Raw genomic sequence first — 22,167 nt, forward strand, 5'->3', positions numbered from 1 at the left:
CGAATGCGCCGCGGTCTGGCGTCGGCACTGCTGGTGCTGCTCGGTCTGGTGGCGGCCGGCTGTGGTGGTCACCCGGCCCCGGCCCCACTTGCGGTCGGGGCCGGGCCGGCGCCCGAGTCGGAGTTGCTCGGCCATCTGTATGCCGCTGCGCTGCGCTATTACGGCACGCCGGCCGCGGTCACCGAGACCGACGGTGTCCCAGGCGTGCTGGATTCGGGATCGGTGACCGTGCAGCCGGGGTTCACCGGTCGGTTCCTGACCGACCTTGATCCGACTGCCACGGCCCGTGCCGACGAACAGGTCTACCGGGATCTGGTGTCGGCGCTGCCCGAAGGTGTCGCGGCCGGTGACTACACCATGTCGGCGCAGGACAAGCCCGCGCTCGTGGTCACCGAGGGCACCGCCACGGCGTGGGGCGGGACCGATCTGAGTGCACTGCGCCGCAACTGCGCACAGGCGCGCCCGGGTGCGGTGTCCGACGCCAAGGTGCCCAAAGTGGTGGGCTCGTGCACGCTGCCCAGGCCACTCGCGTTCCCCGATGACAAGAGTCTGTTCGCGGCGCTGCGAGCAGGCAAGATCAACGCGGCCTGGTCGACGACGGCCGATCCGGCCATCCCGTCGGACCTGACCGTGCTGGCCGACAAGACCTCGCTGATCCGTGGCGAAAATGTGGTGCCGCTGTATCGCCGCAACACGCTCGACGAACGCCAGATCCTGGCACTCAACGAGATCGCCGGTGTCCTCGACACCGGGTCACTGGCCGACATGCGCAGGCAGGTCGCCGAGGGAGCGGATCCCGGTGCGGTGGCCGATGCATTCCTCCAGGCCAACCCGCTGGGCCACTAACCCTCGGCACACCCGTGATCAGCGGGGGATCATGCGACCCATCGCGGAGGCGAACAGCTTCTGGTAACCGGAACCGGTGATCCGCACGATGACGTCGAGGATCTTGGCGTCGGCCCCGACCAGCACGCGCGCCTTGTCCTTGCGCACGGCCTCCAGGATGATCGTGGCCGCGCGCTGCGGGGTGGTCTTGGCCAGCTTCTCGTCGAAGGCCTCGGCGAGCGCCTTCTGGTCCAGTCCCTCGGCGGCGGTGCCGTTGCGGGCGATGGCGGTCTTGATCCCGCCGGGATGCACGCAGGTCACCTTGACCGGATGCTTGGCCAGGATCATCTCCTGGCGCAATGCCTCGGTGAAGCCTCGGACCGCGAACTTGGCCGAGTTGTAGGCCGCCTGCCCGGGTACGGAGAAGATGCCGAACAGGCTGGACACGTTGACGATGTGGCCGTCGCCGGAGGCGATCAGGTGCGGCAGGAACGCCTTCGTGCCGTTGACGACGCCCCAGTAGTCGACGTCCATCACCCGCTCGATGTCCTTGAACGGGCTGACCTCGACGTCGCCGGTGAACGCGATGCCGGCGTTGTTGTAGATCTGGTTGACCTTGCCGAAGTGCTCCTTGACCGCGTCGGCGTAGAGCAGGAAGGCCTCGCGCTCGGTGACGTCGATCCGGTCGGTCTTCACCTCGGCACCAATCGCCTTGAGTCGTTCCTCGGTGACCGCCAGACCCTCGGTGTCGACGTCGCTGATCGCCAGCTTGGCCCCCGAACGGCCGAGTTCGATCGCCAACGCCTGTCCGATGCCTGATCCGGCGCCGGTGACGACGGCGACCTTTCCGGCGAAGCCCTCCATAGAACACTCCCTTGTGTCGATTGACTTGCGTCGAGATTACCCGGTACCCGCGGTCCTGACTGTGTCGGCCGCCTTGATCCGGATCCGGCGAGGATCAGGCAAACACCTATCCGAAGGCCAGGTCGATGATCTCCTGCTGTTCGACGGCGTGCACCTTCGACGACCCCGAGGACGGAGCCGACATCGCGCGCCGAGAGATGCGCTTCATCGGGGTGAAGTAGTCCGGCAACACCTCGGGCAGGGTCAGGCCGAGTGACGGCCAGGCGCCCTGGTTGGCCGGCTCCTCCTGCACCCAGAACTTCTCGGTGGCATTGGGGTAGCGGTCCAGCGTCTCGGCCAGCCGGCGCCGCGGCAGCGGGGCGAGCTGCTCGAGCCGCACGATCGCCACGTCGTCGCGGTTGTCCTTGGCCTTGCGTGCGGCCAGGTCGTAGTAGATCTTGCCGCTGCACAGCAGGACCCGGGTGACCTTGCTGCGGTCGCCCTCACCGTCGGTGTAGGTGGGCTCCTCGAGCACCGAGCGGAACTTCTGCTCGGTGAAGTCGCGGATGTCGCTGACCGCAGCTTTGTTGCGCAGCATCGACTTCGGGGTGAAGACGATCAGCGGACGCTGGATGCCGTCGAGGCCATGGCGGCGCAACAGGTGGAAGTAGTTCGCCGGGGTCGACGGTACCGCGATGGTCATCGAACCCTCGGCCCAGAGCTGCAGGAAGCGTTCGATGCGGCCCGAGGTGTGGTCGGGACCCTGTCCTTCGTGGCCGTGCGGCAGCAGCAGGACGACGTCGGAGAGCTGGCCCCACTTGGCCTCACCGGAGGAGATGAACTCGTCGATGATCGACTGGGCGCCGTTGACGAAGTCGCCGAACTGCGCCTCCCACAACACCATTGCGTCGGGATTGCCCACCGAGTAGCCGTACTCGAAGCCCACTGCGGCGTATTCCGACAGCGCCGAGTTGTAGACCAGGAACTTGCCGCCGGTCGGGGTGCCGTCGTTGTTGGTGGCCAGCAGTTGCAGCGGGGTGAACTCCTCGCCGGTCTTGCGGTCGACGATCACCGAGTGGCGCTGGGTGAAGGTGCCGCGCTGGGTGTCCTGGCCCGACAGCCGGATCAGCTTGCCGTCCGCGATGAGCGAACCGAGCGCGAGCAACTCGGCGAATGCCCAGTCGACCTTGCCCTCGTAGGCCATCTCGCGGCGTTTCTCCAGTACCGGCTTGACCCGCGGGTGCACGGTGAAGCCGTCCGGCAGGGCCAGATGCGCGTCGCCGATGCGGGCGAGTAGCGACTTGTCCACCGCGGTTGCCAGGCGCTGCGGTATCTGCTGGTCGGATTCGACCGATTCGCTGGGCTCGGCCGCGTGCTTCTCCAACTCTCGGACCTCGTTGAACACCCGCTCCAGCTGACCCTGGTAGTCGCGCAGGGCGTCCTCGGCCTCTTTCATCGAGATGTCGCCGCGGCCGATCAGCGATTCGGTGTAGGCCTTGCGGGAGCCGCGCTTGGTGTCGATGACGTCGTACATGTAGGGCTGCGTCATCGACGGATCGTCGCCCTCGTTGTGTCCGCGGCGGCGGTAGCACAGCATGTCGATGACGACGTCCTTCTTGAACGCCTGGCGGAAGTCGACTGCCAACCGCGCCACCCAGGCGCAGGCTTCCGGGTCGTCGCCGTTGACATGGAAGATCGGTGCGCCGATCATCTTGGCGACGTCGGTGCAGTACTCGCTGGAGCGCGAATCCGTTGGCGCCGTGGTGAACCCGATCTGGTTGTTGACCACGATGTGGACGGTGCCGCCGGTGGTGTAACCGTCCAGCAGCGCCAGGTTCAGGGTCTCGGCGACCACACCCTGGCCGGCGAACGCCGCGTCACCGTGCAGCATCAGCGGGACGACGGGGTACTCGCCGGAAACGTCGGCGTCCTTGCCGGGATCCAGCAGATCCTGCTTGGCCCGCACCAGGCCTTCGAGCACCGGGTCGACGGCCTCGAGGTGGCTCGGGTTGGCGGTCAGCGACACCTCGATGTCGTTGTCGCCGAACATCTGAATGTAGGTGCCTGTGGCGCCGAGGTGGTACTTCACGTCGCCGGAGCCGTGTGCCTGGCTGGGGTTGAGGTTGCCCTCGAACTCGGTGAAGATCTGGCTGTAGGGCTTGCCGACGATGTTGGCCAGCACGTTGAGTCGGCCGCGGTGCGGCATGCCGATGACCACCTCGTCGAGCGCGTGCTCGGCGCACTGGTCGATCGCGGCGTCCATCATCGGGATGACGGTCTCTGCGCCTTCCAGTGAGAACCGCTTCTGGCCAACGTATTTGGTCTGCAGGAAGGTCTCGAACGCTTCGGCCGCGTTGAGCTTGCTCAGGATGTACTTCTGCTCGGCGACGGTCGGCTTGTCGTGCTTGATCTCGACGCGCTCCTGGAGCCAGCGCTGCTGCTCCGGCTCGAGGATGTGGGTGTACTCGACACCGATGTGACGGCAGTAGGCGTCGCGCAGCACCGAGAGCACGTCGCGCAGTTTCATGTACTGCTTGCCGGAGAACCCGTCGACCTTGAACTCGCGGTCGAGGTCCCACAGCGTCAGCCCGTGGGTGTTGACGTCGAGGTCGGGGTGGCTGCGGAACCGGGTTTTGTCCAGGCGCAGCGGGTCGATGTCGGCCATCAGGTGGCCGCGGTTGCGGTAGGCCGCGATCAATTCGATGACGCGGGCGTTCTTGTCGGCGATGGAGTCCGGGTTGTCCGTGCGCCAGCGCACCGGCTCATACGGGATGCCGAGTTCGCGGAAGATCTCGTCGAAGAATTCATCGTCGAGCAGGAACTGGTGGATGGTGCGCAGGAAGTCGCCCGACTCCGCACCCTGGATGATGCGGTGGTCGTAGGTCGAGGTCAGAGTGATCAGCTTGCCGATGCCCAGGTCGGCGATGCGTTCATCGCTGGCCCCCTGGAACTCGGCGGGGTACTCCATGGCCCCGGCGCCGATGATGGCGCCCTGGCCCTGCATCAGCCGCGGCACCGAGTGCACGGTGCCGATGGTGCCGGGGTTGGTCAGGGAGATGGTCACGCCCGAGAAGTCCTCGGCGGTCAGCTTGCCGTCGCGGGCGCGGCGCACGATATCCTCGTAGGCCGCGATAAACTGGCCGAAATGCATTGTCTCGCAACGCTTGATGGCGGCGACGACGAGCGATCGGCTGCCATCCTTGCCGGGCAGGTCGATGGCCAGGCCAAGGTTTGTATGGGCCGGGGTGACCGCGGCGGGTTTGCCGTTGGCCTCGGCGAAGTAGCGGTTCATGTTCGGGAACTTCTTGACCGCCTGCACGATCGCGTAGCCGAGCAGGTGGGTGAAGCTGACCTTGCCACCGCGGGTGCGCTTGAGGTGGTTGTTGATGACGATGCGGTTGTCGATCATCGCCTTGGCCGGGATGGCCCGGACGCTGGTCGCGGTGGGCACCTCCAGCGAGGCGTTCATGTTCTTGACGACGGCGGCCGCGGCGCCGCGCAGCACCTGCGCCTCGTCGCCCTCGGCGGGCGCGGGGCCCGGCTTTGCCGGCTTGGCCGGTGCCGCCTTGGCGGGCGCAGCCGGCTTGGCAGGCGCGGCGGATGCAGCGGACGCAGCAGGAGTTGCTGCCGGCGCGGCGGCGGGCGCTGCCGGTGGGGTCGACTGACCGTTGGCGGCGGTGTTGTCGGTGGTGGGCTCAGGGGAGTAGTCGACCAGAAATTCGTGCCAACTCGGATCCACCGAAGAGGGATCCTCGCGGAACTTGCGATACATCTCCTCGACCAACCACTCGTTCTGTCCGAATGGTGAAGGTGAACTGCTCACGGCAGACACTCGCCTCGATTCTTGTGTCCGGCTCGCCGTCACAAGGAGGCTTGCCGCTTGTGTTGTTCTGTGGACGGTCGACCCCGCTCGAACCGCCGCATAAAGGCTATCGCCTTTCAGCGCCGCCTGAGGTCACCATCGGCCTCAGGAGTCAGCGGACGGCAGCACATGCAACGTTGCGGGCCACCGCGGCGGGGGCGCGCCGAACGCCTGGCGGGCGTTGGCAACGATCTTCTTACCCATCAGCCGGTTGCCGACACCGCCGATGACAGCGCCGATGCCTACCGGCAGCATCTTGCCGAAAGCTATCGCGCCGCGCTTGAGGGTATACCGCTTGACGAAGTACTTGACCAGCCGGGAGTTGAGCTGCGAGACCGCGGGCAATGGCAACGTTGCTGCGCCCTCGGACAGCCAGGCACCGCTGGTGCGTCCGGTGCCCAGCAGGTCGGCGATGGCCTGCTTGCTGTCCTCGCCGACGAGGACCGAAAGCACCAGCGCGCGGCGCCGTTCGCGATGGTCGGCGGGGATGCCGTACACCTCGGCGACCGCGAGCACGAACACCGACGTGGCCTCCAGGAACACCACCGTCTCGCCGGCCACGGCCGACAGTGCAGCCAGGGTTCCGATGCCGGGGAACGCGGCGGCCGAACCGACGGCGGCGCCGCTGGCCATCACCGCGGCCAGGTAGTGCTTCTCCAGGCGGGTGACGATCTCGGCCGGGGTGGCATCGGATTGATGGCTGCGCAACCGGTCCACATACGCCTTGACGGCGGGGGCCTGGACGCGGGCGCTGCGCTCGATGATGGACGAGAGCACTTTCGCAGCAGTGCTGGGATCTTCGGTCTCTTCGACCTTCGCCGGCAGTTGGGCTTTGGACCGCGCACGCACTTCGGGGCCTCCCAGGTGTGAACCCATCGTTGACTGCCAGGCTAACGCCTGACCTGATGCCGGGAGAACGAACGGCCACCCGTTGCTGGTGCCCGAGGGTGACAGCCGTCACTGGGAACAAAAAACTCGAATGCGGGGCTGTTCAGCTTCATGGCATCATCGCGCGACGTGGACCAGACGACATCGCCAGGCGCGCCGAGCCGGATCCGGATGATTCTCGTCCTGGGCGCCCTGGTGGCGCTGGGTCCGCTCACCATCGACATGTACCTGCCGGCGCTGCCGCGGATCGCCGATGAGCTCTCGATCTCGTCCTCGGTGTCGCAGCTGACACTCACCGGAACCCTGGCCGGACTGGCCCTGGGGCAGCTGATCGTCGGCCCGTTGTCGGACTCGCTGGGCCGCAGGCGCCCGTTGATGGCCGGCATCGTGCTGCACATGGTGGCCTCGGTGCTGTGTGTGCTGGCACCCGACATCGTGACCCTCGGGGTGGCGCGCGGTCTGCAGGGCATGGGTGCGGCGGCGGCCTCGGTGGTGGCCATCGCCGTGGTCGGTGACCTGTTCAGCGGCACGGTGGCGGCCACAGTGATGTCCCGGTTGATGCTGGTGCTCGGGGTGGCCCCGGTGCTGGCCCCGTCGTTGGGAGCGGCGGTGCTGTTGCACGGGTCCTGGCACTGGGTCTTCGTCGCGCTGGTGGTGGTGGCCGGGGGCCTGTTGGCGATGGCCGCGCTCGCCCTTCCCGAAACCCTGCCCGTCGCCCACCGGCGCCCGCTCGCGGTGAGCGGCATCATCGGCACCTACATCGAGCTGCTGCGCGACTCGCGATTCGTGATCCTGGTGTTGGTGGCCGCGCTGGGCATGTCCGGGCTGTTCGCCTACATCTCGGCGGCGCCGTTCGTCCTGCAGGGCCACTACGGTCTCGACCAGCAGGCGTTCGCGCTGGTGTTCGCCGCGGGTGCGATCGCACTGATCGGCGCCACACAGTTCAACGTCGTACTGCTGCGCCGGTTCTCTCCGCAGGCCATCACGGTGGCGGCGCTGAGTTGGTCGGCACTGGCCGGAGCGGTGTTCGTCACCTTGACCGTCGCGGGGGTGGGCGGACTGTCCGCGTTCGTGGCGCCGGTGCTGGCGATCCTGGCCGGTATGGGCCTGGTGCTCCCCAACGCCCCGGCGGTCGCACTGTCGCGTCATCCCGAAGCCGCCGGAACGGCAGCTGCACTGCTGGGGGCGGCGCAGTTCGGGCTCGGTGCCGCGGTCGCCCCGGCGATCGGGGCTCTGGGCAACGGCGCACTGGCGCTGTCGTGGGTGATGACGGCCGGCATGGCGATCGCCCTGGCGGCGTTGCTGTTGGTCGGTCGGCGTAACGGCGACGACGACCCCGACGAATACCCAGGCGACTCATTCGATGCCGCTCCGGAAGTGGTTGCCGAGCCGGCCTGAGCCGGTCCCGGGTAGCCTCGGCTGGGCCGTCAACCACTGAGAAGACATGCCCCAAGTGCTGAACGCCCGCACCCCGAGCCCGCAGGGCAGTGTGCCCGCGCGTCCGGAGAATCCGTGGAACGCGCTGTGGGCCATGATGGTCGGCTTCTTCATGATCCTGGTCGACGCGACGATCGTCGCGGTCGCCAACCCGACGATCATGGAGCAACTCGGCGCCGACTACGACGGCGTCATCTGGGTGACCAGTGCCTACCTCCTGGCTTACGCGGTGCCACTGCTCGTCGCGGGTCGGCTGGGCGATGTGTACGGGCCCAAGAACCTCTACCTGGCCGGCCTGGCCGTGTTCACCGCTGCCTCACTGTGGTGCGGGCTGGCCGGCAGCATCGAGATGCTGATCGCGGCCCGCGTGGTGCAGGGCATCGGGGCGGCCCTGCTCACCCCGCAGACGTTGTCCACGATCACCCGCATCTTCCCGCCCGAGCGGCGCGGTGTGGCCATGAGCGTGTGGGGTGCGACGGCGGGGGTGGCCACCCTGGTCGGTCCACTGGCCGGCGGCGTGCTGGTCGGGGGCCTGGGCTGGCAGTGGATCTTCTTCGTCAACGTGCCGATCGGGATCGTCGGCCTGGGCCTGGCGGTCTGGCTGGTGCCCGTGCTGCCCACCCGACCGCACCGGTTCGACCTGCTGGGCGTGGTGTTGTCCGGTATCGGCATGTTCCTGATCGTGTTCGCGTTGCAGGAGGGCCAGTCGCGGGACTGGGCGCCGTGGGTCTGGGCCACCGGAGCGGTCGGCATCGCGGTGATGGTGGCGTTCGTGTGCTGGCAGGCGGTCAACACCGATGAGCCGCTGATCCCCCTGCGGATCTTCAAAGATCGCGACTTCGGTCTGGCCAATATCGGCGTCGCGACGATCGGGTTCGCGGTGACCGCGATGATCCTGCCGCTGATGTTCTACGCGCAGATCGTGTGCGGGTTGTCGCCGATTCGTTCGGCCCTGTTGACCGCGCCCACGGCGATCGCCAGCGGGGTGCTGGCGCCGGCCGTGGGCCGTATCGTCGACCGCGCGCATCCGACGCCGGTGATCGGCTTCGGGTTTTCGGCCATGGCGATCGGGCTGACCTGGCTGGCCCTGGAGATGACCCCGACCACGCCGATCTGGCGACTGCTCCTGCCGCAGTTGGTGATGGGTATCGGTATGGCGTTCATCTGGTCCCCGTTGGCGGCCACCGCGATGCGCAACCTGCCACCGGATCTGGCCGGGGCCGGATCCGGTGTGTACAACGCCACCCGCCAGGTCGGGTCGGTGCTCGGCAGTGCCGGGATCGCGGCGTACATGACGTCGCGCATCGGCGCCGAGATGCCGGGGGCGGCAGGCGCGGCGCCCCGCGGCGGGGGTGCCGTGTCCGAGATGCCGGAGTTCCTGCACACGCCGTTCGCTGCGGCGATGTCGCAGTCCATGTTCCTGCCGGCGTTCATCGCGCTGTTCGGTGTGGTGGCGGCGTTGTTCCTGCTCGGTTTCGGTGCCGAACCCACGTCGGCGTCGAACCCGGAGCCCTACCTCGACCCCCGCGACGACGATGACGACGACTACGTCGAGTTCATCGTGAGCCATGACCGCGCCGAGCGTGACGCCGACGATGCGGTCACCGATTCCTTCCGGTCGCCCCCGTTGGCCGAGCACCCCGAAAAGTGGGAGAACATCTACGCCGAGTTCATGGTCGAGCGCGATGGAACAACACAGCGGGATTGAGATAGCCGCCCGGATCGAACGCGGCCTTGACCGTGCGCATCGCCTCGATGTCGGCCTCGGAGCGCGACATCGCCACATAGTCGCGCTTGCGTGAACCCACGCCGTGTTCGGAACTGACGTTGCCGCCGCAACCGGCGATCAGCGTCATCATCGCGGCGTACAGCTCCGGTTCGGCTCCGGTGGAGCAGCGCAGCACGTTCAGGTGCAGGTTGCCCTCACCGATGTGGCCGAACAGGACCGGGATGGCCTCGGGGGCGTGCTCGGCGATCAATTCGGCGGCTGCGCCGGCGAAGCCCCGGATCGCCGAAAGTGGCAGTGAAACATCGAATTTCAGTGGTGGGCCGAACAATCCGAGCACCTCGGCCACCGACTCGCGCACCTGCCACAACCGTTGCTGGGCCCCGGCGTCGATGCCGACGGCCGGCTCGCCGCAGATGTCGGCATCCTCCAGTGCGTCGGCCAGGCGTTCGGTCTGCTCGCTGTCGCCGGCCAATTCGATCAGCAGCTGCCAGGCGCCCTCGACCGGGGCGGGGACGCCGAGGTGCTCGGCGGTCAGTGCGCTGGCGCGGGCGTCGATCAGTTCCAGGGCGGCGATGCCCTCGAGGTCGCGGAAGATCCGGCCGGCGTCGACCAGCGCGTCCAGGTCGGCGAATCCGCAGATCGCGGCGACCCGGTGGGTGGGCGTGGGATGCAGACGCAGGTCCAATGCGGTGATCACGCCGAGGGTGCCTTCGGCGCCGACGAACAGTGCGGCCAGGTCGTAGCCGGTGTTGTCGCGGCGGACCTGGCTGTGCCGGTGAATCACCGACCCGTCGGGCAGCGCGATGTCCAGGCCCAGTACCTGCTCGCCCATGTTGCCGTAGCGGACGGTGCGCAGACCGCCGGCATTGGTGGAGGCCATGCCCCCGACCGTGGCCGAATCACGTGCGGCCAGGTCCACGCCGAACACGAGTCCGGCCGCCGCTGCGGCTCGTTGCACGGCGGCCAGTGGTGTGCCGGAGCCGACAGTGATGCGTCGCTCGGCGGTGTCGACCGGGCCGATCTCGTTGAGTCGCTCGGTGGACAGCAGGATGTCGTCGTTCTCCGGCACCGTCCCGGCCACCAGCGAGGTTCGGCCGCCCTGCACCGTGACACACGCTCCCGCGTCGCGGCAGGCGCGCAGCACCGCGGCCACTTCGTCGGCCGTGCCGGGCCGGACCAGGGCCGCTGCCTGTCCGCGGTAACGCCCGGTGTGGTCGACGCAGCGGCTGTCGAGCACGTCGGGGTCGGTGGTGACGTAGGCGGAACCGACGATTCCGGCAAGGGTTCCGGTAAGCGTTTCAGTCACCGGTCGGGTCTACCACAGGATCGGTCAGGGCCAGGAATGCGCCGAGCGCGATCAGGCTGTCCGGCTGAGCTGGCAGGTAGTCGGTCAGCTGGGGTGAGCGCACGATGTACGCGACGTACTTGGCCCGGCTGACCGCCACGTTGAGGCGGTTGCGGTTCAACAGGAATCCGATTCCCCGGGGCACGTCGGCGGCCGAGGACGCCGTCATCGACACGAACACCACGGGTGCCTGCCTGCCCTGGAACTTGTCCACCGTGCCGGCCTGCACTTCGGTCAGACCCGCTGCGTCGAGCGCCCGACGCACGGTCGTCACCTGGGCGTTGTAGGGAGTGACCACCAGGACGTCGTCCTGCCCCAGCGGCTTACTGCCGCGCTCGTCGGTCCAGGTGGTGCCCAGCAGGCCGGTGATGGCCGTGACGATGGCGTCGGCCTCTTCCGGACTGTCGGTCGAGTTGCCCAGGTGTGCGACCTCGAGTACCCGAACCCCGGGTTCGGTACCGTCGAGTTTACGTGCGGCACTGACCTTTTCGTGTGAGAGCAGCCGGCCGTCATAGGACAGGCGCGACACCGGCCCGCACACCGCCGGATGCATCCGGAACGAGCGATCCAGAAAGTAACCGCGTTCGGCCGGCAGCGTGTGCGCTCCCTCGACCAACCACCCCAGCGCAGAATCGTCGACCGGTGCCGGGTGGGTGCCCTGGCAGACCTGGGGGAGTTGCTGCGGGTCACCGAGGAGCAGCAGATTGCGCGCGGCCGGGGCTACAGCGATGGTGTTGGCGAGGTTGAACTGGCCGGCCTCCTCGAGGACCAGCAGGTCGAGGCACTGCCGCGGCACCCGCGTCTGGTTGGCGAAATCCCATGCGGTACCGCCGATCACGCAGCCGGGATGGTCGGCGATGAACGCTGCGTACTGGTTCTCGCCGATCTCGGTCCACCGTGGGTCGGCGCCTTTGCGTTTCTTGGCCACCTGCGCCGCGTCCACCCCGGCGTCGAGCACCTGCTCCAGCAGATGCTCGATCACCGCATGGGACTGCGCGACGATCCCGATACGCCAACGGTGTTGGTTGACCAGCCGGGCGATGATCTGTGCCGACGTGTGGGTCTTGCCGGTGCCGGGCGGCCCGTGCACCGCGAGGTAGGAGCGGTCCAGATCCAACAGGGCCGTGGTGATGTCGGCAGCGGTGTCACCGCCGCGGGGCAGCGCCCGGCCGCTGACGGTGCGCGGCGGACGGCGCAGCAGGATATCGGTCGTCGCGTCGGCGGGCAGGTTCGGCAGACCGGCGGCGACGGCGGTGGCGGTGCTGTCGATGGAGGCCTGCAGGGGCCTGGTGTTGACCGGCGGCCCGGGGGTCAGCGCGAACGGCACCTGGGCGAAGGTGTCGCCGCCGGTGGGTTGGCGTTCGGTGATCAGCACCTCGGTGGGTGCCTCCGGGTTGTCGCACCCGACGACGGTCGCGCTGCCGAAGCCGCGTCGGTCCGGGTCGTCGGACAGACCGGCCGGTGCCGGCGCGGTGTACAGCGCGTACACATCGCTACTCAGCTCCCCGGCGTCGATGGTGCCGGTCAGGCGGACCTGCCGTTGCGGTTTGCGGGCGCGCGGCGGGGTGTGCCAGTCGGTGACTACCTCTGCTTGTTCGGCGACGAAAACACCTGTGCTGTCCGCCCATTCGTCGACCGGATTGTTGAGCCGGTCGAAATGGCCCCACCAGAACGGCTTGTCCTCGCGCTTGTGGAAACCGCGGGCCGCGGCGATCAGCGCCACCGCCTGCTGTTCGGCTGTACGTGGTTGGACTCCGTCGCCGGCGAACTTGAGCAGCTTGCGGTCGGTGGCGTCGGCCTTCTCGATCGGTGCCCCGTCACGCACGGGCTGCGGACCGCGCGGTGGGACCCCGGCTTCGAAGGCCCGGTTGATCAGCCAGTCCCGTAACCGGTGCGTGGAACGGCAGTCGTAGCGGTTGTAGTCCTCGATCTCTTTGAGCACGGTGGCGGCTTCGTCGTGCCGGCCGGCGTCGCGCAATGTGCAGTAGCGCGCGTATTCGGTGATCGAATCGGTGGCCTTGGTGACCTCGCCTTCGCGCAGTTCGGTCCCCATGTACAACGGCTCCAGCGACTTGATGCTGTAGTTCTCGGTGCCGACACGAATGCTCTTGCGCACCAACGGAAGGAGGTCGACGAGGACACCGTTGCGCAGCAGATCGTCGACATCGTTCTCGCCGACGCCGTAACGGCCGGCGAGCCGCAGCAGGGTGCTGCGCTCATAGGGTGCGTAGTGGTAGATGTGCATCTTGGGAAAACGCTTGCGGCGCTTGCGGACCAGGTCCAGGAAATCGATGAGCACCTGACGTTCACTGGCCCGGTCATGTGCCCAGAACGGCTGGAAACTGCCCTCCGCACCGAGGACGCCCCACAGATATTCCAGGCCCCAGTCGTGCCCGTTGACCGTCCACAACGGGTCACCTTCGTAGTCGAAGAACAAGTCACCCCGGTCCGGATCCGGCAGCAGCATCAGCGGTTGCGCATCGACGAGTTCATACGGCGGCTTGGCGTCCACCCGCGGCGCCACCTGTAGCCGGGCCTGACCGGTCAGCGCCGTCACCATGCGCTGGGCCAGCCCCGGTACCGCGCCGGTGTGGTCCGCCAGCCCACGGGTGGTGGTGATGCCGGCGTCGATGAGGCGGGCGCGCTGGTTCCCCCGCATTCCGGCGACCAGGAAGAGGTCATCGGTGGTGCGGATCTGCTGCTGGCATTCCGGGCAGCCGAAACACGCCCGCACACTGTCGTCGGACCAGGAGACCGCGCTACCGGCGGAGAGATGACCGTCGAGCAGTGCCTGCAGCGCGTTGCGCCGGGGTCGGTATACCGCCAGGAGCTCGTCGACGCGGTAGCTGGCCACGGCGCCGTTTCCCAGCACCAGATCGACCTCGTCGGCCACCGGGATTCCGGAGTGGGCCAGCACGTCGGCGTAGGCCGCGAGCTGCAACAGTGCCTCGACTTTGACCGACCGCGACAGTTTGGTATCCCGCAGGCGGTACCGGGCGCCGTCCCAGATCAGGAAGTCGGCGAATCCGGCGAAGCGCCCGTCGAACATCGCCGCCTGATAGATCACCGGGTCGCGGCGTTGTGCTGCGGCCAGGGTGGCCGCGGCCGCCGAGCTCAGCCCGGCCACCGTGTAGGCGGGCCGGTCGATCACCGTCACCGTCATCGGTGCCGCGTCGGTTCGTAGCTGCTCGAGGTGCCGCTGTTCGTGCTCATCGCCGAGTTTGGCTGTGCGGGCGAGCAATTCGTCATCAGAGGACACTGCCGGACCGCGGCCGAGCCGCGCGTCGAACGAGCGCAGCAGGGCATATTCACAGCGGGCGGCGGCGGCCAGGTCCGATGCGCTGTAGATGGCCGTCGGGCCCGACGCGCCTTCGTCGGTGACGAACACGCTGCCACTGTATGGGAGGGCACCGACATGGAGCGGCAGGCCGGGAAGGCTAGGTGTTGCCCATCAACTCCACGCCGCCGCCGTTCCAGCGGAACTTCACCGTGCTGGCCAGCCCGTGGAAACCACCGGAGTACTGCAGCGCCACGGTGTCACCGGTACTGGCCGTCTTGTCGATGCCGTTGAAGCCGTAGGTGTCGGGCACGCCGGTGGGGATGAACTTGCCGAGGTGGAACAACACGGCCCGGGTGTTGGGGTTTTCGGAGTTGGTGTTGGCCCGCACGATCACCGCCGACAATTGCGCGCACTCGTTGTAGTTGCCCGCGAGCGGTTCGGGGCTCCAGGCCTGATTGCTGCGCGGGTCACGGGGCAACTCGGAGACGGCCTTGGCGATCTCGGGGGCGGCCAGGTTCACCGCACATGGGTCTGCCTCCGGGGCGGCCGGCGTCGGGGCGGCCTTCGCGGCAGGTTTCGACGCCGGTGCCGATGCTGGATTGGCGCTGGGTTCGGGAGTTTTTGAGACCGTCGAATCACCCGACCCGCAGCCTGCGAGCGTGAGCGCGGCCGTCAAGATGACCCCCGGGGCCATCGCGAACACTGCGACCCGTTTCACAGTTGGGCAACCTACCGTGCCTCCACAGCGGGGTTGTGCAGGCGCGCGGCCGGGATTCCGGTCGATTGGCACTAGACTTCTGAACCGATGAGCTCGCCAGACCCGGATTCGGGGGATACCGCCCCAACGTTTGCCGACCTGCAGATTGACCCTGCGGTGTTGAAGGCAGTCACTGATGTCGGCTACGAGTCGCCGTCGGCGATTCAGGCCGCGACCATTCCGGCCATGCTCGCCGGCTCCGACGTCGTCGGGCTGGCTCAGACCGGCACCGGCAAGACGGCCGCTTTTGCCATCCCGATCCTGTCCAAGATCGACACGTCGAGCAGGGCCACCCAGGCGCTGGTGCTGGCGCCCACCCGCGAGCTGGCCTTGCAGGTCGCGGAGGCATTCGGCCGGTACGGCGCGCACCTGCCCGCGGTCAATGTGCTGCCCATCTACGGCGGAGCGTCCTACACCGTGCAGCTGTCGGGGCTGCGGCGCGGCGCGCAGGTGGTGGTCGGGACGCCGGGCCGCGTGATCGACCACCTCGAGCGCGGCACGCTGGATCTGTCGAACCTGGACTACCTGGTGCTCGACGAGGCCGACGAGATGCTCACCATGGGTTTCGCCGAAGAGGTCGAGCGGATTCTCGCCGACACCCCGGAGTACAAGCAGGTGGCGCTGTTCTCGGCCACCATGCCGCCGGCCATCCGCAAGATCACCACCAAGTACCTGCACGATCCGGTCGAGGTCACGGTCAAGGCCAAGACCGCCACCGCCGACAACATCACCCAGCGGTTCATCCAGGTCGCGGGCGCGCGCAAGTTGGATGCGCTGACACGGGTGCTCGAGGTCGAGGAGGGCGACGCGATGATCGTGTTCGTCCGCACCAAGCAGGCCACCGAAGAGGTCGCCGATCGGCTCAAGGCCCGCGGTTTCGCGGCCGCGGCCATCAACGGTGACATCAACCAGTCTCAGCGTGAGCGCACGATCAGCGCACTCAAGGACGGCACGATCGACATCCTGGTCGCCACCGATGTCGCCGCCCGCGGGCTGGATGTCGAACGCATCTCGCACGTCGTCAACTACGACATCCCGCACGACACCGAGTCGTACGTGCACCGCATCGGCCGCACCGGCCGGGCCGGACGCTCTGGGCATGCATTGCTGTTCGTCACCCCGCGCGAACGGCACCTGCTCAAGTCGATCGAGAAGCACACCCGGTCGAAGGTCATCGAGGCCGAACTGCCCAGCGTCGACGACGTCAACGCGCAGCGCGTGGCCAAGTTCCGTGATTCGATCACCGACTCGCTCAACGGTCCGGGCCTGGAGTTGTTCCGCCGGATCATCGAGGACTACGAGCGTGAGCACGACGTACCGATGGTCGACATCGCTGCGGCGCTCGCGTTGCAATCACGCAACGGCGAAGAGTTCCTGATGACCGAGCCGCCACCGGAGAAGCGCAAAGAGCGGGACCGTGATCGCGAACGCGGGGAAAGCCGGTCCGAGCGCGGGCAGCGTCCGCCGCGTGAAGGCCTCGCGACCTACCGGATCTCGGTTGGCAAGCGGCACAAGGTGGGGCCCGGTCACATCGTCGGTGCCATCGCCAACGAGGGCGGCCTGCACCGCAACGAGTTCGGTCACATCACCATCCGCGGGGACTACTCGCTGGTGGAGTTGCCGGAGAAGCTGCCGAGCAAGACGCTCAAGGCGCTGGAGAACACCCGGATCTCGGGGATGCTGATCAATCTGGAGCCCGCGCCTGGCGAGCATGCCGACCGCGGTGATCGTGGGCCGCGGCGTGAATACAAGGGCAAGTCGGACTACAAGGGCAAGTCGGACTACAAGGGCAAGTCGGACCACAAAGACCGTTCGGATTACCGCGACCGCTCGGGGAAGCCGCACCGGAAGACCAAGTGACGGTCCCCCGGAGCGTGAAGGGGCCGTCGGACCAGGGTGGCCTCGAGTCGGTAGACGCAGTGCCCCGAGGGACTTCCGGATCCGCGCGGGTCGCGTCACTGACCGGGATCCGCGCGGTGGCCGCCCTTCTGGTGGTGCTGACGCACGCGGCGTACACGACCGGCAAGTACGGGCAGGGCTATCTCGGGCTGGTCTATTCACGGGCCGAGATCGGTGTGCCGATTTTCTTCGTGCTCAGCGGTTTCCTGTTGTTCCGGCCCTGGGTGAAGGCCGCCGCGACGGAGGGACGTGCGCCGTCTGTCCGCCGCTACGGCTGGCACCGGATCCGACGGATCATGCCGGCCTATGTGGTGACGGTGCTGATCGCCTACCTGCTGTACCACTTCCGTACCGCGGGCCCCAACCCTGGCCACACCTGGATGGGCCTGTTCCGCAATCTGACGCTGTCCCAGATCTATACGGACAACTACCTGTTCGCCTATCTGCATCAGGGGCTGACCCAGATGTGGAGCCTGGCGGTGGAAGCGGCGTTCTACGTCGCGTTGCCGCTGATGGCCTATCTGCTGCTGGTGGTGTTGTGTCGGCGGCGCTGGCGGCCGGGGCTGTTGTTCTTCGGTCTGGCGGTGCTGGCCGCGGTGTCGCCGGTGTGGCTGACGATCGTGCACGTTTCCACCGGCCTGCCGGACGGGGCCCGGTTGTGGCTGCCCACGTATATGGCGTGGTTCGTGGCGGGTATGGCCCTGACCGTGCTGGGCCAGCTCAAGGTGCGCGGCTACGGGATGGTGTGCGTACCGTTGGCGGTGGCGTGTTACTTCATCGCGTCGACGCCGCTCGCGGGGGAACCGACCACGTCTCCGGCCAAGTTGAGCGAAGCATTGGTCAAGACCTTCTTCTACGCGGTGATCGCGGCTTTGTTGGTGGCGCCGCCGGCGCTCGGTGATCGCGGTTGGTACACCCGGTTCCTGGCTTCCCGGCCGATGGTCTTCCTCGGTGAGATCTCCTACGAGATCTTCCTGATCCACCTGATGATCATGGAACTGGTGATGGTCGAGGTGATGCGCGATCCGGTCTACACGGGCTCGATGTTCAACCTGTTCATGCTCACCATGGTGTTCACCATCCCGGCGGCCTGGCTGCTGCACCGGTTCACGCGCGTCCGCTCCTGAACTCGCCCCGCCGTCACTGCGCGCGCAGTCGAGGTCCGATGACGAGCGGAGCGACGAACTCGGCCAACATGGCCCGCTCTTCGGCCTCGTCGGTGCCGGGGAAGACCAGCAGTGACACCATGACCCGCACCAGCCACCGGGCCTGCCGGCCCACCTGGTCGTCGGCGTGTGCCGCGTCACCGGCCAACGACCGCACGAACCCCTCGACCAGCGCCCGGATCACCTCGGACTGGTCGGCCACCTCGCCGCCGATCGGCCGCTGTGCGGTGGCGAACCAGGACGACAACGCCGGACTCTCCCGGACCGCGTGCAGTGCGGTGATCACCCCTTCGATCAACCGTTGCACGGGATCGGTGACCGTGGCGATCTGCTCGCTGAGGTCCTCGTACAGCCGCCGTGCCTCACGGTGGACATAGGCCGTATTGAGCGCGTCGCGGTTCTCGAAATAGCGGTACACCGTGGCGCGGGAACAGCCTGCGGCGGCAGCGATCTCGTGCATACCGACGGTCGCCGCGTCCTGTTGGGTAAACAGGGCGTCGGCGGCGTCGAGGATGTGGTCGGCGGCCACCTCGGACCGTCGGGCCGACAACCAGTCGCGGGGCATCAGGTCCCGGCCCGGAACGGCACCGACAGCGGACGTCGCACGTAGCTTCCCCCGGCCCAGGTCACCGAGTCCAGATCGACCTCGAAATCCGGGTAGCGCGAGAGCAATTCGGTCAGGGCCACCCGGGACTGCATCCGGGCGGCGGCCGCGCCGAGGCAGAAGTGTGCGCCGTGGCTGAAGGTCAGGATATTGCGCGGGGATCGCCGGACGTCGAGTTCGGCTGCGTTGTCGCCGAATTCGCGCTCGTCGCGGTTACCCGAGCCGTACAGCAGCAGGGCCTTACGCCCGGCCGGGATGGTGGTGTCGCCGATGGTGACGTCGCGGGTGGTGGTACGGGCAAGCCCCTGCACCGGAGAGGTCAACCGCAGGAACTCGTCGATCGAATCCGGGATCAGCTCGGGATCGTCGATCAGAAGCCGGCGTTGATCGGGCCGCTGCTGCAGGAGTTGCACTGCGCCGCCCAACATTCCGGTGGTGGTGTCGTTGCCTCCGGTGACCATGGTGAAGGTGAAGGCCAGGATCGACAGCACGCCGGCGATGTCGCCGTCTGCACCGACGCCCGCGGCCACCAGATGCGAGATGGTGTCGTCGCCGGGCTCGCGACGACGGAACTCGATGAGCTCGGAGAAGTAGGCCATCATGGAGGCCACGGCAGCGCCGGCGGTGCCCATCGCCGCGGTGATGCCGCCGGCCGAGCTGTTGGCGGCGACGATGGCGTCGGTCCAACCGTCGAACTGGTCCCGGTCGGCCTCGGGCACCCCGAGGTAATGCGCGACGACCATCGAGGGCAGTGGCTTGAACAGCTCGGCGGCGATGTCCCCGCCGCCGTTGCAGCGCAACGCCTCGAGGCGCTCGATGACGAACTCCCGCACCTTCGGTTCCACCGCTTCCACCTGGCGTGGGGTGAACCCGCGCGAGACCAGCTTGCGGAACTCGGTGTGCACCGGCGGGTCCTGCATGACGAACGGCGGATTGTCGGCCAACCCGATCATCTCGAGCTCGCCGTAGGTGATCGTCAGGCCCTGCGCGGAGGAGAAGGTGCCGTGGTCGCGGGCGGCCGCCCAGATGTCGGCGTGCCGGGACAGCACGTAGTAGTCGTGCTCCGGAGATCCTTCGGGCACCACGTGATGCACCGGGTCGTGGTCGCGCAGGGCGGCATACATCGGCCACGGGTTGGGCCAGGTATCGGCGTCGGCGGGAACGAACCGGGCGGGGCTGTGAGACAAAGTCGCTGCCATGTCTTATTGGTACGACATCGCGCGGATCGGTGTCAATAGGCGGTTTGCCATTAGGCTCGGGCGTGATGAGCACCCCTGACGCGCCGCAGCTACCTGCCCAGACGCCGACGTGTTACCGGCATCCGGACCGTCCCACCTATGTGCGCTGCACTCGCTGCCAGCGCCCTGTCTGCCCGGAGTGCATGCGCTCGGCTGCCGTGGGCCACCAGTGCCTGGACTGCGTCAACGAGGGAGTCAAGTCGGTCCAGGCGACGCGCACCCAGTTCGGCGGGGTGGCCCGCACCGGCGCGCCGATCCTGACCTATGCCCTGATCGCGGTCAACGTCGTGATGTTCGTCCTGCAGATGGTCTCGGGAAATCTGGAGAAGGAACTGACCCTGTGGCCCCCGGGCGTCGCCGCTCACGACCAGTACTACCGCCTGGTGACCTCGATGTTCCTGCACTACGGCGCCATGCACCTGCTGTTCAACATGTGGGCGCTCTACGTGGTGGGTCCGCCCCTGGAGCAGTGGTTGGGCCGGTTGCGGTTCGGGGCGCTCTACGCGCTCAGCGGGCTGGGTGGCTCGGTGCTGGTCTACCTGCTGTCCCCGCTGAACACCGCGACGGCCGGCGCCTCCGGCGCGATCTTCGGACTGTTCGGCGCGATCTTCGTCGTCGCCCGCAAACTCAACCTCGACGTCCGCATGATCGCCGCGGTGGTGGTCATCAACCTGGTGTTCACGTTCGCCGGGCCTGCGCTGGGGACCGGGGCGATCAGCTGGCAGGGCCACGTCGGCGGTCTGATCACGGGTGCGGGCATCGCCGCGGCCTACGTGTATGCCCCGCGTGCGCGTCGCAATGCCGTCCAGGCCGGGGTCTCGGTGGCGGTGCTGCTGGCCTTCCTTGCGTTGATCGCCTGGCGTTCGAACCATCTGCTGACGATGTTCGGAATGGCCTGAGCCGCACCTAGATCGCCGCACCTAGATCGCGGCACCGGGATTGAGGATGTTCTGCGGGTCCAGCGCGAGTTTGATCCGGTGATTGAGTTCCACGGCGTCCGGGCCGATCTGGCCGGCCAGCCACGGTTGCTTGAGCCGGCCCACGCCGTGCTCGCCGGTGATGGTGCCACCCAGGCCGACGGCGAGGTCCATGATCTCGCCGAAGGCCAGCTGGGCCCGCGCGGCCATGTCGGCATCGGCCGGATCGAACACGATCAGCGGGTGGGTGTTGCCGTCGCCGGCGTGGGCGATCACCGAGATCAGTAGATCCCGATGCGCCGCGATCTCGGCCACCCCGCTGACCAGTTCGGCCAGTGCGGGCAGTGGCACGCCGACATCTTCGAGCAGCAGTGAGCCCTTGGCCTCCACCGCCGGGATGGCGAACCGGCGGGCTGCCACGAACGCTTCGCCCTCGTCCGGATCGGAAGTGGAAAACACCTCGGTGGCACCGCATTCGGTGAACACCTGCGCCATGAATTCAGCGTCGTCGGCGCCGGCGGCACCGCGGTCGTCGGAGGCGGCCACCATCATCGCCGCGGCGTTGCGATCCAGGCCCATCTTGAGCTTGTCCTCGACGGCGTTGATCGCCACCGAATCCATGAACTCCAGCATGGACGGCCGGATCTTTCCGGTGATCTTCACGACCGAGTTCGAGGCGGCCTCGACCGAGTCGAACGTCGCCACCACGGTGCAAGGGGAGTGCTGCGGAGGTAGCAGCCTCAGCGTCGCTTCGGTGACCACGCCCAAGGTGCCCTCGCTGCCGACGAACAGCTTGGTCAGACTCAGGCCCGCAACGTCTTTCAGCCTCGGACCGCCCAAGCGCACCGCGGTGCCGTCGGCCAGCACCACCTGCAGGCCGAGCACATAATCGGTCGTCACGCCGTACTTGACGCAACACAACCCGCCGGCGTTGGTGGCGACATTGCCGCCGATGCTGCATATCTCAAACGACGACGGATCGGGCGGGTACCACAGCCCGTGTGCGGCAACGGCTTTTTTCACCTCGGCATTGAGCAGGCCGGGTTGCACCACGGCGGTGCGGGTGACGGGATCGACGGTGATGTCCCGCATCTTCTCGGTGGACAGCACGATGCCGCCGTCGAGCGCTGTCGCGCCGCCGGACAACCCGGTCCCGGCACCGCGGGGCACGACCGCCACCCGGTGAGTGCTGGCCCAGCGCAGTACCGCCTGCACCTCCTCGGTGCGGGTGGGCCGGACCACGGCCAGCGGCGTGCCTGCGGCCGGATCGGCGGCCCGGTCCTGGCGGTAGGAGGCCAGGATGTCGGGGTCGGTGACAACGACACCTTCGGGCAGTTCGGCGATCAGCTCTGACAGCACACCGCGATCCTACGAGCG

Annotated in this window: 15 protein-coding genes; 6 read left to right on the forward strand and 9 right to left on the reverse strand. The window is 67.7% G+C overall.

Features of this window, described 5'->3' with window-relative positions; translation table 11 throughout:
- Window positions 1–3: 3 nt before the first annotated feature.
- Window positions 4–846, forward strand: a complete 843-nt coding sequence (locus tag G6N44_RS24760; RefSeq protein ID WP_163668614.1) for a glycine betaine ABC transporter substrate-binding protein — start codon at window positions 4–6, stop codon at window positions 844–846.
- Between the two features lie 18 nt (window positions 847–864).
- On the opposite strand, the gene G6N44_RS24765 is transcribed toward G6N44_RS24760, so the two are convergent.
- The 3 genes from G6N44_RS24765 to G6N44_RS24775 form a co-directional block, all read right to left on the reverse strand.
- Window positions 865–1,689, reverse strand: a complete 825-nt coding sequence (locus G6N44_RS24765; RefSeq protein ID WP_163668615.1) for an SDR family NAD(P)-dependent oxidoreductase — start codon at window positions 1,687–1,689, stop codon at window positions 865–867.
- A 106-nt stretch (window positions 1,690–1,795) separates the two neighbouring features.
- A complete protein-coding gene (locus tag G6N44_RS24770) occupies window positions 1,796–5,491 on the reverse strand; it encodes a multifunctional oxoglutarate decarboxylase/oxoglutarate dehydrogenase thiamine pyrophosphate-binding subunit/dihydrolipoyllysine-residue succinyltransferase subunit (RefSeq protein WP_163668616.1) in 3,696 nt (1,231 codons plus the stop codon).
- A gap of 144 nt (window positions 5,492–5,635) precedes the next feature.
- Entirely contained in the window at window positions 5,636–6,406 is a 771-nt protein-coding gene (locus tag G6N44_RS24775) for a hypothetical protein (RefSeq protein ID WP_163668617.1), read from the reverse strand.
- Between the two features lie 123 nt (window positions 6,407–6,529).
- Between G6N44_RS24775 and G6N44_RS24780 the strand changes: the two genes are divergently transcribed.
- Window positions 6,530–7,816, forward strand: a complete 1,287-nt coding sequence (locus G6N44_RS24780) for a multidrug effflux MFS transporter (protein WP_163668619.1) — start codon at window positions 6,530–6,532, stop codon at window positions 7,814–7,816.
- A gap of 46 nt (window positions 7,817–7,862) precedes the next feature.
- On the forward strand, window positions 7,863–9,563 hold the full coding sequence (locus tag G6N44_RS24785) for an MFS transporter (RefSeq protein WP_163668621.1): 1,701 nt from the start codon (window positions 7,863–7,865) through the stop codon (window positions 9,561–9,563).
- Here G6N44_RS24785 and G6N44_RS24790 read toward each other — a convergent pair.
- Genes G6N44_RS24790 through G6N44_RS24800 form a run of 3 tightly spaced genes read right to left on the reverse strand, consistent with a single transcriptional unit; the run spans window position 9,526 to window position 14,903 of the window.
- Window positions 9,526–10,890, reverse strand: coding sequence for an FAD-binding oxidoreductase (locus G6N44_RS24790; protein WP_163668623.1), 1,365 nt, complete (start codon window positions 10,888–10,890; stop codon window positions 9,526–9,528). The genes G6N44_RS24785 and G6N44_RS24790 overlap by 38 nt on opposite strands.
- Window positions 10,883–14,317 carry a TM0106 family RecB-like putative nuclease gene (locus G6N44_RS24795; protein WP_163668625.1) on the reverse strand — a complete coding sequence of 1,145 codons (3,435 nt, stop codon included), beginning with the start codon at window positions 14,315–14,317 and terminating at the stop codon, window positions 10,883–10,885. Before G6N44_RS24795 ends, G6N44_RS24790 begins: the two co-directional genes overlap by 8 nt.
- A gap of 49 nt (window positions 14,318–14,366) precedes the next feature.
- A complete protein-coding gene (locus G6N44_RS24800; RefSeq protein ID WP_163670319.1) occupies window positions 14,367–14,903 on the reverse strand; it encodes an LppP/LprE family lipoprotein in 537 nt (178 codons plus the stop codon).
- Window positions 14,904–15,014: 111 nt separating this feature from the next.
- On the opposite strand from G6N44_RS24800, the gene G6N44_RS24805 reads away from it, so the two are divergent.
- Together G6N44_RS24805 and G6N44_RS24810 are read left to right on the forward strand one after the other, a co-directional pair.
- Window positions 15,015–16,826, forward strand: a complete 1,812-nt coding sequence (locus G6N44_RS24805; protein WP_163668627.1) for a DEAD/DEAH box helicase — start codon at window positions 15,015–15,017, stop codon at window positions 16,824–16,826.
- Window positions 16,823–17,992: an acyltransferase family protein gene (locus G6N44_RS24810; RefSeq protein WP_163668629.1), complete on the forward strand. Its 1,170-nt coding sequence runs from the start codon at window positions 16,823–16,825 to the stop codon at window positions 17,990–17,992. Before G6N44_RS24805 ends, G6N44_RS24810 begins: the two co-directional genes overlap by 4 nt.
- A gap of 13 nt (window positions 17,993–18,005) precedes the next feature.
- Here G6N44_RS24810 and G6N44_RS24815 read toward each other — a convergent pair whose 3' ends face one another.
- Window positions 18,006–18,596 carry a TetR/AcrR family transcriptional regulator gene (locus G6N44_RS24815; protein WP_163668631.1) on the reverse strand — a complete coding sequence of 197 codons (591 nt, stop codon included), beginning with the start codon at window positions 18,594–18,596 and terminating at the stop codon, window positions 18,006–18,008.
- Window positions 18,596–19,834, reverse strand: coding sequence for a cytochrome P450 (locus tag G6N44_RS24820; protein ID WP_163668633.1), 1,239 nt, complete (start codon window positions 19,832–19,834; stop codon window positions 18,596–18,598). Before G6N44_RS24820 ends, G6N44_RS24815 begins: the two co-directional genes overlap by 1 nt.
- A gap of 65 nt (window positions 19,835–19,899) precedes the next feature.
- On the opposite strand from G6N44_RS24820, the gene G6N44_RS24825 reads away from it, so the two are divergent.
- The gene (locus G6N44_RS24825; RefSeq protein WP_163668634.1) at window positions 19,900–20,772 is read left to right on the forward strand and encodes a rhomboid family intramembrane serine protease; all 873 of its coding nucleotides are present in this window, start codon (window positions 19,900–19,902) and stop codon (window positions 20,770–20,772) included.
- 21 nt (window positions 20,773–20,793) lie between these two features.
- Here G6N44_RS24825 and G6N44_RS24830 read toward each other — a convergent pair whose 3' ends face one another.
- Window positions 20,794–22,149, reverse strand: coding sequence for an FAD-binding oxidoreductase (locus G6N44_RS24830; protein ID WP_163668636.1), 1,356 nt, complete (start codon window positions 22,147–22,149; stop codon window positions 20,794–20,796).
- Between the last annotated feature and the right edge of the window lie 18 nt (window positions 22,150–22,167).

The sequence above is a fragment of the Mycolicibacterium alvei genome, assembly GCF_010727325.1.
Classification (GTDB): domain Bacteria; phylum Actinomycetota; class Actinomycetes; order Mycobacteriales; family Mycobacteriaceae; genus Mycobacterium; species Mycobacterium alvei.